13 protein-coding genes and 2 pseudogenes are annotated in these 15,070 nt (G+C 40.4%); 6 read left to right on the top strand and 9 right to left on the bottom strand.

Translation table 11 applies throughout. The features are described 5' to 3' along the window. Window positions 1-56 precede the first annotated feature (56 nt). From FTU13_RS17480 to FTU13_RS10375, 6 genes and pseudogenes are all read left to right on the top strand, one after another. Window positions 57-200: pseudogene (locus FTU13_RS17480) on the top strand (diguanylate cyclase domain-containing protein); the annotation flags it as partial. 49 nt (window positions 201-249) lie between these two features. Next, window positions 250-432, top strand: a pseudogene (locus FTU13_RS17475) (diguanylate cyclase domain-containing protein); the annotation flags it as partial. 286 nt (window positions 433-718) lie between these two features. Beyond that, window positions 719-3,349 carry a DNA mismatch repair protein MutS gene (gene mutS / locus FTU13_RS10390; RefSeq protein ID WP_180127924.1) on the top strand — a complete coding sequence of 877 codons (2,631 nt, stop codon included), beginning with the start codon at window positions 719-721 and terminating at the stop codon, window positions 3,347-3,349. Between the two features lie 386 nt (window positions 3,350-3,735). After that, window positions 3,736-4,059 carry a ferredoxin FdxA gene (fdxA, locus tag FTU13_RS10385; RefSeq protein WP_004651686.1) on the top strand — a complete coding sequence of 108 codons (324 nt, stop codon included), beginning with the start codon at window positions 3,736-3,738 and terminating at the stop codon, window positions 4,057-4,059. Between the two features lie 138 nt (window positions 4,060-4,197). Continuing rightward, the gene (locus tag FTU13_RS10380; RefSeq protein ID WP_078188751.1) at window positions 4,198-4,920 is read left to right on the top strand and encodes a D-Ala-D-Ala carboxypeptidase family metallohydrolase; all 723 of its coding nucleotides are present in this window, start codon (window positions 4,198-4,200) and stop codon (window positions 4,918-4,920) included. Between the two features lie 131 nt (window positions 4,921-5,051). Further along, entirely contained in the window at window positions 5,052-5,717 is a 666-nt protein-coding gene (locus FTU13_RS10375) for an O-methyltransferase (RefSeq protein ID WP_180127922.1), read from the top strand. Window positions 5,718-5,928: 211 nt separating this feature from the next. On the opposite strand, the gene FTU13_RS10370 is transcribed toward FTU13_RS10375, so the two are convergent. The 9 genes from FTU13_RS10370 to lptC all read right to left on the bottom strand — a co-directional run bounded on the left by FTU13_RS10370 (window position 5,929) and on the right by lptC (window position 15,062). After that, window positions 5,929-6,771, bottom strand: coding sequence for a universal stress protein (locus FTU13_RS10370; protein ID WP_180127920.1), 843 nt, complete (start codon window positions 6,769-6,771; stop codon window positions 5,929-5,931). 130 nt (window positions 6,772-6,901) lie between these two features. Next, window positions 6,902-7,519: a DapH/DapD/GlmU-related protein gene (locus FTU13_RS10365; RefSeq protein WP_180034770.1), complete on the bottom strand. Its 618-nt coding sequence runs from the start codon at window positions 7,517-7,519 to the stop codon at window positions 6,902-6,904. Beyond that, window positions 7,512-8,111, bottom strand: a complete 600-nt coding sequence (locus tag FTU13_RS10360) for a YigZ family protein (RefSeq protein ID WP_180119899.1) — start codon at window positions 8,109-8,111, stop codon at window positions 7,512-7,514. The genes FTU13_RS10365 and FTU13_RS10360 overlap by 8 nt, the downstream gene beginning before the upstream one ends. Before the next feature lie 102 nt (window positions 8,112-8,213). Further along, on the bottom strand, window positions 8,214-9,404 hold the full coding sequence (locus FTU13_RS10355) for an HlyD family type I secretion periplasmic adaptor subunit (RefSeq protein ID WP_078193562.1): 1,191 nt from the start codon (window positions 9,402-9,404) through the stop codon (window positions 8,214-8,216). 3 nt (window positions 9,405-9,407) lie between these two features. Continuing rightward, complete coding sequence (locus FTU13_RS10350; protein ID WP_180127918.1) at window positions 9,408-11,534, bottom strand: type I secretion system permease/ATPase; 2,127 nt, start codon at window positions 11,532-11,534, stop codon at window positions 9,408-9,410. Next, entirely contained in the window at window positions 11,531-13,054 is a 1,524-nt protein-coding gene (locus tag FTU13_RS10345; RefSeq protein ID WP_180127982.1) for a TolC family protein, read from the bottom strand. Before FTU13_RS10345 ends, FTU13_RS10350 begins: the two co-directional genes overlap by 4 nt. Before the next feature lie 166 nt (window positions 13,055-13,220). Then, window positions 13,221-13,964, bottom strand: a complete 744-nt coding sequence (gene lptB, locus FTU13_RS10340) for an LPS export ABC transporter ATP-binding protein (RefSeq protein WP_078188759.1) — start codon at window positions 13,962-13,964, stop codon at window positions 13,221-13,223. After that, entirely contained in the window at window positions 13,964-14,530 is a 567-nt protein-coding gene (lptA, locus tag FTU13_RS10335; protein ID WP_111883783.1) for a lipopolysaccharide transport periplasmic protein LptA, read from the bottom strand. Before lptA ends, lptB begins: the two co-directional genes overlap by 1 nt. Then, window positions 14,520-15,062: an LPS export ABC transporter periplasmic protein LptC gene (lptC, locus tag FTU13_RS10330; protein ID WP_180027055.1), complete on the bottom strand. Its 543-nt coding sequence runs from the start codon at window positions 15,060-15,062 to the stop codon at window positions 14,520-14,522. The genes lptA and lptC overlap by 11 nt, the downstream gene beginning before the upstream one ends. Window positions 15,063-15,070 lie beyond the last annotated feature (8 nt).

Here is a 15,070-nt window from a genome sequence, read left to right as displayed (position 1 = left end):
CTTTAACCATCATGGTGATCGATATCGATTTTTTTGAAAATTAAAATGATCATTTAGGTCATCAGGCGGGTGACATCTGCCTCACACAAATTACTGAGGTTTTGTCTCAAATCACCAATCGAAATGGTGAGTTAGCTGCACACTATGGCAGCGAAGATTTTTTACTCCTCTTTAGGATGTTAACTGAAGCTGAAAATTGAACCTTTGGCTGCCGATTTATTACGCAGAATTTAATCACTCGAACTTCCACATCCAGCCAGCCATATGTCTAAATTTGTGAAGATTAGCATCGGTACGGAAACGATCATTCCATCTGAATCTGATCAAATTCAAAAATTTATATTGGCCACCGATCAAGCGCTTTACCTTGCAAAAGGCAGCGGTCGAAACCAATATCGATTAGCTCAGGCTGAAGCGCAGCTTGATGTTTGAGTCAGTTTATCGCTTTGTAAATGTATCCATTGTTGAATTTACACACAGACTTTTTAGCGTTTATAAATAATATTTTGACTGCTTTTTTTACATGCAGACAAACCTTTTCTGGCATTTTCCTGTCACTTTTTTTGCTAGAATCAGCAACACGATTTGTTAACGTACACCTGTGGTTTTGAACGAAGAGACAATATAAATATAAAGACTTTTTTTAAATCCAATTTTCATCAAAACAGTGTTATTCGTTTAGCAGCGCACAAATTTTTATTTTAAGGTATTTCGTTTCATGCAAGCTGATAATTCCAAAGTTGACCTTTCAACCCTGACTCCGATGATGCAACAGTACATGTCAGTCAAAATGCAAAATCCGCATTCACTGATGTTTTATCGGATGGGTGATTTTTACGAGCTCTTTTTTGAAGATGCGCATAAAGCAGCAAAACTTTTAGGAATTACACTAACACATCGTGGTAAAGCCAATGGTGAGCCTATTCCTATGGCTGGTGTCCCGTACCATGCAGCTGAAGGCTATTTAGCCCGCCTTGTAAAAAAAGGGGAAACGGTGGTTATCTGCGAGCAAATTGGTGAAGTGACAGGCAAAGGGCCGGTTGAGCGCGGAATTGTCCGTATCATTACCCCGGGGACATTAACGGACGATGCACTGATTGCCTCCCATCAAAGTTCAAATTTAGTCGCGATCTGCTTACAACAAAATCAAATCGGGATTGCTTTACTAGACCTCAGTGCAGGTATTTTCAAAGTTCAGCAAATGGACTATCAACTGGAACAATTGGCAATCGAACTTTCTCGTTTAATGCCGAGCGAAATTTTGATTGATGAAGATCTTATTGATCCGAATATTGTCGAGCAAATTAAACGTCAATTAGACTGCCCTGTCACTAAACGTCCAAACGTCGACTTCAATTTAAATAACGCACAAAAAACGCTGTGTGACCAATTTGCAGTTGCCACACTTTCAGGTTTTGGTATTGACCATTTACCTTTGGCGAAAGCTGCCGCAGCGGCTTTGATTCACTATGCAAAAGTGACTCAAAAAACTGCTTTACCACATATCCGCAGCATTCAACTCGAACAAAGTAGTGATTTTGTGGCGCTCGACCCCGTCACTCGTCGTAACTTAGAACTGATTGACCCCCTATTTGAACATGGTACTTCCCTGTTCCAACTAATCAATGATTGCCAAACTGCGATGGGCGGCCGCCTATTGAGTCGTACCTTGATGCAGCCTTTACGAGATACCGCTTTATTGGATGCACGTTTAGATGCATCACAAGCGATGCTGCAAGGCTATCATGAGTCTCCGATCCGCTTAGTTCTCAAAGAAATTGGTGATATTGAACGTGTGCTATCTCGTGTAGCTCTCGGCAGTGCTCGTCCACGAGACCTAGTTCAGTTACGTCAAACTTGTGCACAAATTCCCTATCTTCGACATGCACTTGAACCGATCATTCAGTCACACCAATCTAAGCTGATCGCTCAGTTAAATGATGAAATGGGTGATTTTCACGGCTTACATGAGCGTCTCATGTCTGCCATCGTAGAAAACCCGCCAGTGCTTTTACGTGATGGAAATGTGATTGCCGAGGGTTTCGACACTGAACTTGATGAACTACGTAAAATTCGTGACCATGCAGGACAATTCCTCATTGATCTCGAAATCAAAGAGCGTGAACAAACCGGCATTGCAACCTTAAAAATTGGCTATAACCGTGTCAGTGGCTACTATATTGAACTCACTCGAGCGCAGGCTGAGCAAGCACCTGATCATTATATTCGCCGCCAAACCCTAAAAAATGCGGAACGCTACATTACCCCTGAGTTGAAATCTTTTGAAGATAAGGTGCTTTCGAGTGAGTCACGTGCATTAGCGCGCGAAAAAATGCTCTTTGAGCTATTACTTGATGAGTTACGTGCAGATATTGGCAACTTACAAATGATGAGCGCCGCTATAGCGCAAATTGATTTACTGGCTAATTTTGCCCATCAAGCTCGATTACGAAATTGGTCACGTCCTGAATATAGCCCTGAAGTTGGGATCAAAATCAAAGCCGGTCGTCACCCAGTTGTGGAATCTCTGAGCAAATCAGCATTTACTCCAAATGATACTAGTTTGGACTTTAATCACCGCATGGCGATTATCACAGGGCCAAATATGGGCGGTAAATCGACCTTTATGCGCCAAACTGCCTTAATCAGCTTATTGGCCTACTGTGGTAGCTTTGTCCCTGCCCAATCTGCCATTTTAGGGCCGATCGATCGGATATTTACCCGTATAGGATCTGCCGACGACTTGTCTACAGGCAAATCAACCTTCATGGTGGAAATGACTGAAACCTCTCAGATTCTTAATCATGCAACCAATCAATCACTGGTACTGATGGATGAAGTTGGCCGTGGTACGAGTACCTATGACGGCTTATCTTTGGCGTGGGCATGTGTACTCGATCTCACGCGTCGTATTAAATGTTTATGCCTATTTGCAACGCATTATTTTGAACTCACCGAGTTAGGCAAAGACGCTAATATCGATAACTATCATGTAACTGCTCGTGAGCTAAATGGCAACTTGATCCTATTACATAAAGTCCAACAAGGCCCGGCGAGTCAAAGTCATGGTCTACAGGTGGCAAAGCTTGCGGGTATTCCTGCAGCTGTGATCAAAGAAGCGCAAAATCGCCTTCGTATATTAGAAACTCAGCAAAAACAGCAACTCAATACTGCTGTACAAACCGATCTATTCTCAGCACTAACAGAGCCAGAAGTCATCGAACGCGTGGTTGAAGTTGAAAAAACATCGCCCGTACTTGATGCCTTAGCAGATTTAGATGTCGATAACTTAAGTCCACGTGAAGCACTACAACAACTTTACGCCTTGAAAGATTTACTTAAGATCTAAATTGAGCAGAAGCGATAGATGAGATATGCAAAGAACACCTATGAAGGTGTTCTTTGCATTGACTCCATTTAAATGTGTAAATTAGTAAATATTTGCTATCTACTACTGCGGCTATTCAGCAATAAATTGATAAAAAATTAATGTTGTTAAATGTTTCATGCTTAAAATCCACATTAAAAATATTGTTCGATAAACAGATGTAATTTAATCAGTTTTTGAGTATGATTCTCATTCATTGTGAAATTTACATAAATTGTTCAGTTTTTAGTGATTTTAACAGCACTGCATATAATAATTATCAATAAAAGGAATTGTTAGTTACCCTATTTTTTGCCTAAAATACACCATTAGTTTATTAGAACCATATTTTTTAGGTAGCTGTCGCCATGACCTTTGTTGTCACTGAAAACTGTATTAAATGTAAATATCAAGACTGCGTAGAAGTTTGCCCTGTTGACTGTTTCTATGAAGGTCCAAACTTCCTTGTTATTAATCCAGATGAATGTATCGACTGTGCGCTATGTGAACCTGAGTGTCCAGCTAACGCGATTTTCTCTGAAGATGAGTTACCTGAAGGTCAAGAAGTATTTATCGAACTTAATACTGAACTTTCTCAAAAATGGCCGAACATCACTCAAATTGGTGATCAACCTGCCGACCGTGAAGAATGGAACGGTAAAGCTGATAAATTACAATATCTCGAAAAGTAATTTTACGCTTTCATGAAAAGATCAGCACATGCTGATCTTTTTTTATACTTAAAGCACACATTTCATTGCAAATTATTCAAATTTTATCAATCAAATTGGATTAAAATAGAACGAGTTTATAAATAATTGATTTCTATAATGAAGCATTTACTTAAGGGATTATTGTCCGTTGCAATATTCCCTCTTGTTTTCATTGGTTGTACAACTACACCACAAAAACAAGGTCACACTATTACAACTCCCGACGGTAAACGTATTTACATACCTCAAGAAAAAGTGACGACCATCAGACAAGCCCCGCCTAAAGTGGTGCCTTATGCATACAACTCATGGGTCGCATCTGTTGATAATTTACGTCGCGTTCGAGACTATGAAGTCTTTTTAGAGAAAAATGGTGTAGGCAATATCATCCCTTCATTTGAGCTGATGCGTACTGCACGTGATTGGCAAAAATGTGGTCGCTCAGAATATATGGTGCCTAACCGTGAATTATGGCAAAACCAAATTGCAACCTTACGTGTCTTTAAATATTTAGTTGCGGCCAATATCTTAACGGACTTTGAAGTGACTTCGGTTTATCGTGATTTGCCTTTGAACCAATGTGCCGGTGGTGCAAGTTCATCTCGTCACCTATATAACTCGGCGATTGATTTCCGTATCGGACCTGCGTACCCGCAGCCCGAAGACTACAGTTATATTGAAAATACCAAGTTCCGTTTATGCCAATTTTGGTCACAACACGGGCAGAGTCTCAATATGGGATTAGGTTTATATGCCAGCGGACAAATTCATATTGATACTCAAGGCTACCGTACTTGGGGACCTGATCACTCAAGTCGCTCTTCAATGTGTAATTACTAAAACATTACATCGTCATATCAAGACCTTTTCGGAGGTCTTTTTTGTACATAAAATATTCAAATATAGAACAATAAATTGCGATGTTGGTGGAAAGGTTTAAAATGCTTGCATCAATCACGAGGTGCGACAACATGCAACAAATGTGGACAGACATTGATGCTTACATCGATTCACATTTAATTCCTGAAGATCCAATACTGACTCAAACACTTCAACATACAGATGAACGTGGCTTTCCAGATCATCTTGCTGTAGCGGCCAATCAAGGCATGTTGCTACAAATGTTAATCCAAATGAACAAGTGTAAACGCGTTTTAGAACTTGGCACTTTTGCAGCCTACAGCACTATGTGGTTAGCACGCGCATTACCTGATGATGGTTACATTCTGACCATTGAAGGTCGTGATACACACGCGGCCCTCGGTCAAGAAAATATTGATAATGCAAACCTTACACAAACGATTGAACTGAAATGTGGTCGTGCGGCAGATATTTTACGTGCCCTTCCTGAAGATACCGAACCTTTTGACTTTATTTTTGTCGATGCAGACAAACAGAGCTACCCTGAATATTTAGAATTAAGCTTAAATTTATCTCATTCAGGTACAGTGATTGTTTTAGACAATGTAATTCGTGCAGGCGAGATTCTGAACGCTGAAAACCATAAACCCAGCATTGAAGGTATCCGTGATATGTTCAAAGCCATGCAAAATCATCCGAAAATTTTATCTTGCACAGCACTTCAAACTGTTGGTTGCAAAGGTCATGACGGTTTTGCGATTGCAATCGTTAAATAATCTCAATCGAGGTGTTTTTTAAACACCTCGAATAAAGGTATAAAAAACAATCAATATAATATTTTATTTTAAAAACAATTACTTACAAATACTACACACAGAGTTATCCACAATTTTTGAGGATAACTCTGATTATTTTTAAATCAACAACTTATTATTTATTTACTCGTAATTGTCCGTCTATTAAATCAACTCTGTTCGTTTGCTCAACTTATTTTACAACCAACAATGGAACACTGGAATTTCTGAAAATACTGGTAGTGATACTGCCCAAGAAGAACTGATGGATTTTACTGTGGCTAAAAGCGCCAAGTACGATTAACTGAATACCATGCTCTTGTTGATAGTCCAGAATATTTTCCGAAACATCGCCATAACGGTATTCTGTCACCACATCGAGACCGGCATTGGTTAAATAATTTTTTGGATCATCCAAGATTTGTGGGTGATCTCCAACATAAACCAAATGACATTGTAAGAGTTTGAGTAGATCACTTTGTGCCACACGCTTCATTAACTCAACGCATTTAGGCGAATATTCATAGGCAAAAATAAAGCGAGTCGGTGGTTTAAACGTTGGTCCTACGGTCATAACTGTACAACTTGCACCACGAATAAAGTTTTCAACATTACTACCCAGCGGCTTATTACGCTCTGCTGAACGTTCACCAACGCGACCAATTAAAACAATATCGTCATCTTGCAAAATATTAAAACTTTGCTCTAAGAAGTCACCCTTTTCCTGAATATGGGTGGTTTGAATCCCATGCTTATCTTGGATCATTTCAGAAATGTGTTTGAGCAAGTTATTACTATAATCTAACGCTAAATCACTTTGTTTTTGTTCTAACTCCGCGAGTTCTTTTAAGAGCATGGCATTACTTTCAAATCCAATCACGCCACTGATTTCACCTAAGTGATAACTTGCCGGATAGTAATCAAGTATTTGCACTAAAACCAACTCACGGTGAGTTTGTTTAGCAACCCAAGCAGCAGCATCAGCTAGTGCATTAATGCATGGAGAAGAGTCGATACAGGCGATAACTCGTTTCATGATTAGCCCTCGTTTTATTATTGCTTGGCTATAAAATGTTGTTTGTTATTTTTAACTTATCACAACTCTGTTTCACTGTGCATGCATTTGTGTAAGCATAAAAAATATTTATGACGTATTTGGCGATTATTTATTCACGATATCGAATGAATTTTGCAGGATTTCCAGCAATGATTGCACGCGCTTCGACATTTTTCGTCACCATACTGTTCATACCGACTACAGCCTGCTCAGCAATGTGAATGCCATCCTTGATTCCAACATGCGCACCTAGCCAAACATCACGTTCTATCTCAATCCCTTGTGATCGTACAGCTTGCTGATAGATCGGTTGATTGACATCCATTCCATGATCAAAAGCATATAAATGGCAATACGCCGCCATACGGACTTGATTGTGAATTTTGATGCCCACGCGCCCACCATCTAAAATACAGTGATGATTGATCGCCACTTCATTACCAATTTCTATTGGGCCATGCAGGGTGCAATCCGCCGCAATAAAGCTGTTATCTCCAATGACAATCTTACGTCCCGGTTCGGCAAAAATATGAGCCAATGGCGATATAAAACAGTTTTCACCAATTTCAACAGTTTCCATCGATTTGAGATAGTCTTGATATTCCTGTTGCCAAGCTTCGGCCCAACCACGATTTTTCGGTTTGAGTGACCAATACAACCAAGGCATATAATTCAGACGATGCTTATGTTGCTCTCGATATTTCAATAATGGATCTTGTTCATTCATCTTCAGCAGCCTCAACGATATGCAATTGTTCACGTCCGCGAGTTACATCTTGAATCTTTAACTGTAGCGGTTGGATTTGATGAATTTGCAATGATGCAAGTACATTTACGCCCTGCGCTGTATATTCTTCCTGAAATTCAATTTGCTGCTGATTGAGTTCGTATTGGAAAATTGCCCATTCATTAAACTGACAACTAAATTGCACTTTTTTCTTCTCAATGAGTTCAATTTTTTCAGCTTGTAAAAGGCATTGACCTGCACAGCCACCATAGGCACGTACCAATCCCCCTGTCCCGAGCTTAATTCCGCCATACCAACGATTAACCAAGACCAACACGTTGGTTAGGTCATTCCCTTCTATGGTTGCTAGAATGGGCCGACCTGCTGTGCCTGAAGGCTCACCATCATCATTAAAACGTACGGTATGTCCAATTTTCCATGCCCAACACTGATGTGTTGTTGAGATATCTTTATGGGCTTCGAGAAATTCTTTAACGGCTTGTTCATTTTCCACAGGAACTGCGATGGCTTGAAAACGACTTTTTTTAATGTCTTCTTCATATTCAAACTGTGCGGCGAGTGTAAATGGCATAACGTCTTTAGATCCTGTATCAAAGGATATTATAGCGTTTTTTGAAAGACTTACATCCACAAAAAAGCCCCCATTGCTGGAGGCTTGATTGGCACTGCGCTATTAACGTTCGCGAAGTGCTTCTTTTGCTTTATTGAATGGCTTGATTAAGTACTCAAGTACAGTTTTCGAGCCGGTACGGATATCAACTGTCGCCACCATACCTGGAGTGATACTAAAACTTTTACCTTCTTTATTGCTTAATTTATCACTATCTGTACGGATATAAACACGATAATAGAACTGATCTTGTTTCACTTCATCACGTAAAGTATCTGGTGAAATGACGGTCACTTTACCTTTTAGACCACCATAGATCGAATAGTCATATGCCGTAATTTTCACTAAGGCTTCTTGACCCGGACGAATAAAAGCAATATCTCGCGGTGAAATACGTGCTTCTACCAAAAGCTGTTCATCCAAAGGTACAATGGTCATCAATTTACCATTTTGCGGAATCACACCGCCCAATGTCATCACATCAATCTCTTTGACCACACCACGAACTGGAGATTTAAAAACGGTACGGCTGAGTGTATCTGATTTGCCTTTCACCACTTGTTGCTGTGATTCAATATCAGTATTGGCTTTCGACAATTCTTCCCGTGATTTCACCAAATATTGGTTACGGACATCATTTAACTGATTTTGTAAGTCATTCGCTGAACGCTTTAAACGAAGTACTTCAACTTCACTTGCTGCCCCTTTAGCAACGAGCGGCTCAGTCATGGCCAATTCTTGTTGAACTAACACCAATGCCTGTTTTAAGCCGGCAACAGATTCTTCCAAGTTTGCACGACGTGAATGATATAAAGCTGTTTCTTCCTTCACTAAAGCTGGAATCTTTTGAACATCTTCAGGAAAGGTTAATGGTGTACCATTCACTTCTGCACGTAAACGTGCTGCTGTCGCACGTGATGCCACAAGTAAAGACTCGGTTTCACCAACATTTGATGCGAAGCGTGTTGGATCGAGTTGCGCAAGGACTTGACCTTGTTCAACAATTTGACCTTCCTTCACATTCAACTTGGTTAAAATACCTCCCTCAAGCGACTGAACAATTTGTTCTTTCGAAGATGGAATCACTTTACCTGTTCCTGTAGAGACTTCTTCTAATTTAAACAACCAAGCCCAAACTAAAAGGATTGCCAGACCAATCGTAATAATCCAAATGATTAAACTCGATTTCGGTAATGGTGGCTCTTTAAAGCTGACTTTGGTCGAGCGTTGTATTTCTTGTTTATTTTCACTCATGATTTAAGCCCCAGCTACTTTTTTCTGAGCATTCTGATTCAGAATTTGATCACGAGGCCCATCCATGACAATTTTACCTTCATTCACCACAATAATGCGGTCAACCAACTCAAGTACCGCACGGCGATGTGTTGCTACCACCATAGTTCGGTTTTGTAAATAACCTTTTAAATGATCGATCAACTGCTTCTCAGATACGTCATCAATGGCTGCTGTAGGTTCATCAAGCAATAGAATATTGGGTTGACGAATCAATAAGCGTGCAAGCAACAAAGCTTGGCGTTGACCGCCAGAGAAGCCTACACCACCTTCTAAAATGATATGGTCTAGCCCTTCTTTTTTCTCTTGAACAAAGTGAATTGCACCCGTAATTTTCAGTACTTCAATCAATTGTTCATCCGTAGCCAACGGAGCACCCAAGGTCAAGTTTTCACGAATCGTACCATAAAATAAATGTGCATTTTGGTTCAATAGCCCCATATCACGGCGTACATCTGCGGGGTCAATTAAAGACAGCTCAATCCCATCTAATTTAACTTTGCCTTGTACTGGCGTTTGCATACCCGATAACAATTGGAGTAGCGTCGACTTACCAGCACCATTTCGGCCTAAAATTGCGATTTTTTCTCCAGCCTTAATTTCCAGTTTTGGAATTAAAAGACTCGGACGTGGATCATCCTCACCATACTTAAATGACACACCATTGAGTTCATAATGACCATTAATTGATGGTCGATGAATAAGGTGAGAATAATCCGGTTGATCGACAGGTTTCTTCATGAGTTCGTCAAGACCTGCTTTCGCCACTTTAGCCTGTTGTAAACGACCTAATACCCCAGCCAGTGCAGAAATTGGTGCCAACATTCGTGAGGACAAAATCGAACAAGCCACCAAAGCACCTGTGGTCATTTCACCTTTCATCACAGCAAAACAGCCGACGAGTACAACGATTGCAAATGTTAGACCCTGAATTTTTTGTGTCCATGCCGACATTAAGCCCACGATTTTACGTTGACGCATGCTGACATCAGCAGACACTTCATTCATGTGGTTCCATTGGTTTTGGAAGCGTGATTCAGCACGAAGTAATTTGATATCTTCCATGCCTTGCACAGATTCAACCAATAATGCATTACGAATCGAAGACTCGCGCATACCCATTTGTGCAAGTTTAGCCAATGGTTTTTGCGCCAAAATCCCTGGAATAATCATCAAAGGAACCACCAACAGCATGACCCAAAATAGATTGCCGCCAATTAACCAGAAGATGAACAAAAACAAGAAGAAAAACGGTAAATCGGCAATTGCGGTAACAGTCGTCGAAGTGACCATTTCGCGTACCCCTTCTAATTCACGAATTTGTGAAATAAAAGTACCTGTTGATTTTGAACGTTCGCTATTTTTAATCCTTAATGCATGACCAAATACACGATCGGAAATTTTCAAATCGGCACGTTTACCAATAATATCCGATAAATAAATTCGTGAAACACGTAGTGCAAACTCAAATATCGCTGCAATTAACACCCCACCGGCAAGTACCCATAAAGTCGGTACAGATTGAGATGGAATGACGCGGTCGTACACGTTCATTGAGAACAAAATAGTGGCTAGGGCCAAAATATTCGCCATTAATGAAGCAAACATAATGTCGATGTAGCGTTTCCAGTCTTTTAAAACAATCGACCAGAACCAATTTTTTTCAAACGGCTTGATGTATTCATCAACACGTGCATCGGGTACAGATGACTCTGGACGCAGAATATAAATATTGCGAACGCCATGGCTCAATCGTTCAATAGAGAAGACTTGAGATAGGCCTTCATCTCCGCTCAATTGGACACTGGCATTACCGTCTACGTCGATGCGTTCTACCACACCCACTTCACCACTAATAAACTCAACCAATACCGGTAAGCGCCATGGATTGAGCAGATTTATGTCATATTTATTTTTTCGAACACTTAATCCAATTTGGCGTGCCATGACTGCAACCAGTTCATCGGCATTTTTGTGTTGATCCCAATCCAACTGCAACCGTATACGTTCTTCAGAGGGTTCAATTCGATAATGCTTTGCAATATTCAGAACCGCTTGTAGCCACGGTTGATAATTTATTGTATTACTCATGGCTGAACTTCAAACCCCTGAATAGATATATTATTAAGTTCATAGATATTTCGTGAACGCCCTGTCACTTGGATGTACTGTGCAAGTGCTGAGTAGATATCATATTGCGATGTCACAATTTCTTGTGCGGCACTATGTATGGCTTGCTCTGCATTCAGTAGATCGACAACCGTTCGAGTTCCTAATTTATATTGTTCTTGATACAGCTCTTTGGTTCTTACCGTTGTTTCACGACGCTGCACCAATATCGACATTTGACGCTTTTTATTTTCGATTTGTTCTCGAATCATTCGGACTTGATCAATCACATCCAAATACACTGTATTTACTTGTGCTTTAGCTGCTTCTTCAGCATAGCTTGCGGCACGTGTTTGCGCTGCGATTGCTCCACCTTGGTAAAAATTACTGGTCGCTTCCAACATGATTGAACTATATAAACCATCATCTTCGTCATTATTTGGATTACGGCCATTCACCGCCTGACTCAGACTGCCTTTGACATTAAGTGTTGGATATGCACTTAATTTTGACTGTTGCTTTTGCAATTTGGCAACTTCAACCCCAGCCTGCGCTTGCATCATGCTTGGAATCATCTTGAAGTCAGGATCATCATACAATGCGGCTGCAGTTAAGATCCGATCGGGTATCACCCAATTGATCTGACTTACATCAAAACCTAACAAGGTACGAAGTCGCTGTTGGTACTGTCGAAGTTGAGTTTCTTGCACAATTAAATTTGATTCTGCAGCTTCTAAATTTGACTTGGCTTGAATAGGGTCTGCTTGACTACTGATCCCTGCGGTTGCACGTAGATTAGCAATCTCAGCAATCCGACTCACACCGGCAATTTGCTGCTGCGCAATTTTAGCCACTTCTTGATATCGTTTAATGTTGATAATTGCATTTGCAACATCAAATGAAACTTCATCTAAATTTACAAGTACATTAGCCTGCTCTTGTAACATTTTTGCTTCTTCAATGCCTACTGCACTTTTGGTTTTACCAAAGTCATATAACATCTGCGTCGCATTTAAAGATACCAACTGACGTCCACGCTCGCCTTTAGTCAGATCTGCAGTGCTCAATCCACCTGAAATTTGGGGATAATATGCAGCATTCGCTAGGTCAATATTGGCGTTTTGCGATGCGACTGTAGCAATACTTTGCGTGATTTCTGGACGTCTTTGGACGGCGATATGTATCGCATCAATAAAACTTAGACTCTTCGCTACTGTGTTTGGATTATAGCTGCCTTGTTGCGTTCGACCATAAGCAACGGCTGGCATTTCTTGGACACGTGAGGTATCTAAATTATATTTACTGAGTTCTGTGATGTTAATTTTTTCGGCAGAAGGTTTCGGCTTATTAGGTAAAAAAATCTTATCTAATGTCTTTTGAATGGTACTTTGTGCAGTGCCGGTATCTGCTGCATACACTGAACCAATGGAAAAGGGTAAAAATAATATACAAAAGAAATTGCACTTATTTTTACGCGGACGCCCAACTTCTGGACCATTCATCTTTCGTAATCGCATGATTTTTGCAGGTCGTATTTTTAGTTTAAAGTATACTGAATTCTTGTTAATTTTTTAGATTAATCGCTCAGTTTTTGTCATTTCAGACAATAACATAAACCCGCTGAAGGAAACTAGCGCCATTCAACGGGAAATTTCTTATATTATTCAATTAAACGGTAAAATCATCACCAAGATAAACTTTACGTACCGTTTCATCTGCAAGGACTTCTTCTGGAGTACCTTCTGCAATCACTGAACCTTCGCTCACGATATAGGCATGCTCACAAATCGCAAGGGTTTCTCGCACATTATGGTCGGTAATTAATACACCAATACCGCGATCTTTCAATGTTCTGATAATGTCTTTGATATCACCCACTGAAATAGGATCAACCCCTGCAAAAGGTTCATCTAGCAACATAAATTTAGGGTCTGCCGCTAACGCACGCGCGATTTCCGCACGACGACGCTCACCACCCGACACACTCATACCAAGAGAATCTTTGATGTGTGTGATTTTAAAGTCGGCAAGCAATTCCGTTAAACGTTGCTGACGTTGTTGCTTATTTAGATCTTTACGGGTTTCTAAAATCGACATGATATTTTCAGAAATGGTTAATTTTCTAAAAATAGATGCTTCTTGGGGTAGATAACCAATACCTTTACGTGCGCGCTCATGCATTGCCAAGTCAGACAAATCAAGATCATCTAAATGAATCTCACCTTTATCCATACGCACCAGGCCAACAACCATATAGAAACTTGTGGTTTTACCTGCACCATTTGGACCAAGTAAACCCACAATTTGACCACTTTGCATGCTAAAGGATACATCCTTTACCACCCAACGCTTACTGTAGTTTTTGGCTAAATGTTTAATACATAAAGTTTGAACTTGCGAGGTTTGCTCCATTAATCACGTGCTCCTGGGAAGGACTTAGTGCTTGATGGTGGAATTACGATCTGTACACGACCCGAAGAAGATCCAGATTTATTTGGTGTACCCTCAGCAACGATGTCACCTTTATTCATACTGTATTTCAGGCTATTACCCCGAATACTTGCACCATCTTGTTGTAACAAAGCACCACCTGTCATGGTGATAATACCCGTTTCAGCATTGTAGACAATTTTCTGAGCTTGGCCTTTTGCATAGCCTTTGGCAGGGTCAGTTTTTTGTTGGAAATGTGCTGGCCCACCCGTTGCTGTAATCGTACTGATCTCTTTTTTGCTGTTTAAGTTCGCAACGATTGAGTTTGCCTGAAGCTTCATCGAACCCTGTTCAATGATGACATTACCGGTATACGTCGTAATCCCGGTTTTTTCGTTAAATGTTGCACGATCGGCAACCAATGAAATCGGTTGATTACGATCTGAAGGCAAAGCAAAAGCTGCAACTGAACATAACGCCAGTGAACCGAGTAGCGCTGTACGTTTTAGGAAAGTTTTTGCAGTTTTTCGATTAAAATTATGGTTCATACTTTCCTCGAATATTAAAAAATTCGTATTGACCGTCGTTTAAATTTGCTTTTAAACCTTGGCTGACAAATTCGGCTTGTGGTGAAATCACCGTTACAGTCTTGTCCGTTTCTATTTCACGCTTTTTTGGAAAAGCAGTTAGTTCCTCAGTACGAAACTCCATTTGCCCTTCACGCATCAATTTTGTTGCAACCACATTGTCACTCAGTACGACTTTTTGGTTATCATCCATACCATTGGCTTGTTTGGCAAAGAACGTGGCATCGACAGCACCATCCTGATAGGTCGATGCTTTCAGATTCACCAAATGAGACGTTTGCTTTTGCAAATCCTGCTCAAGTCGATCGACTTGCGCACGAATATGCAATTTTCCCTGCTCATCAGTCTGCGTCAGGTTAATGTTTTCAGCTGAGTAAGTCATACTTTTCGAAGAGTCCGCCTGAAGCTTATTACCCTTTCCACCGAAATAGTAAAAACCACCGCTTACTGCAGCAATGACCACAGCTGTCACGTATAAAACTTTAGTATCCATAAGCGGAG

The sequence above is a fragment of the Acinetobacter sp. YH12064 genome (assembly GCF_013419735.1).
In the GTDB taxonomy this organism is placed as follows: domain Bacteria; phylum Pseudomonadota; class Gammaproteobacteria; order Pseudomonadales; family Moraxellaceae; genus Acinetobacter; species Acinetobacter amyesii.
This window is presented reverse-complemented; position numbering and strand designations above follow the sequence as displayed.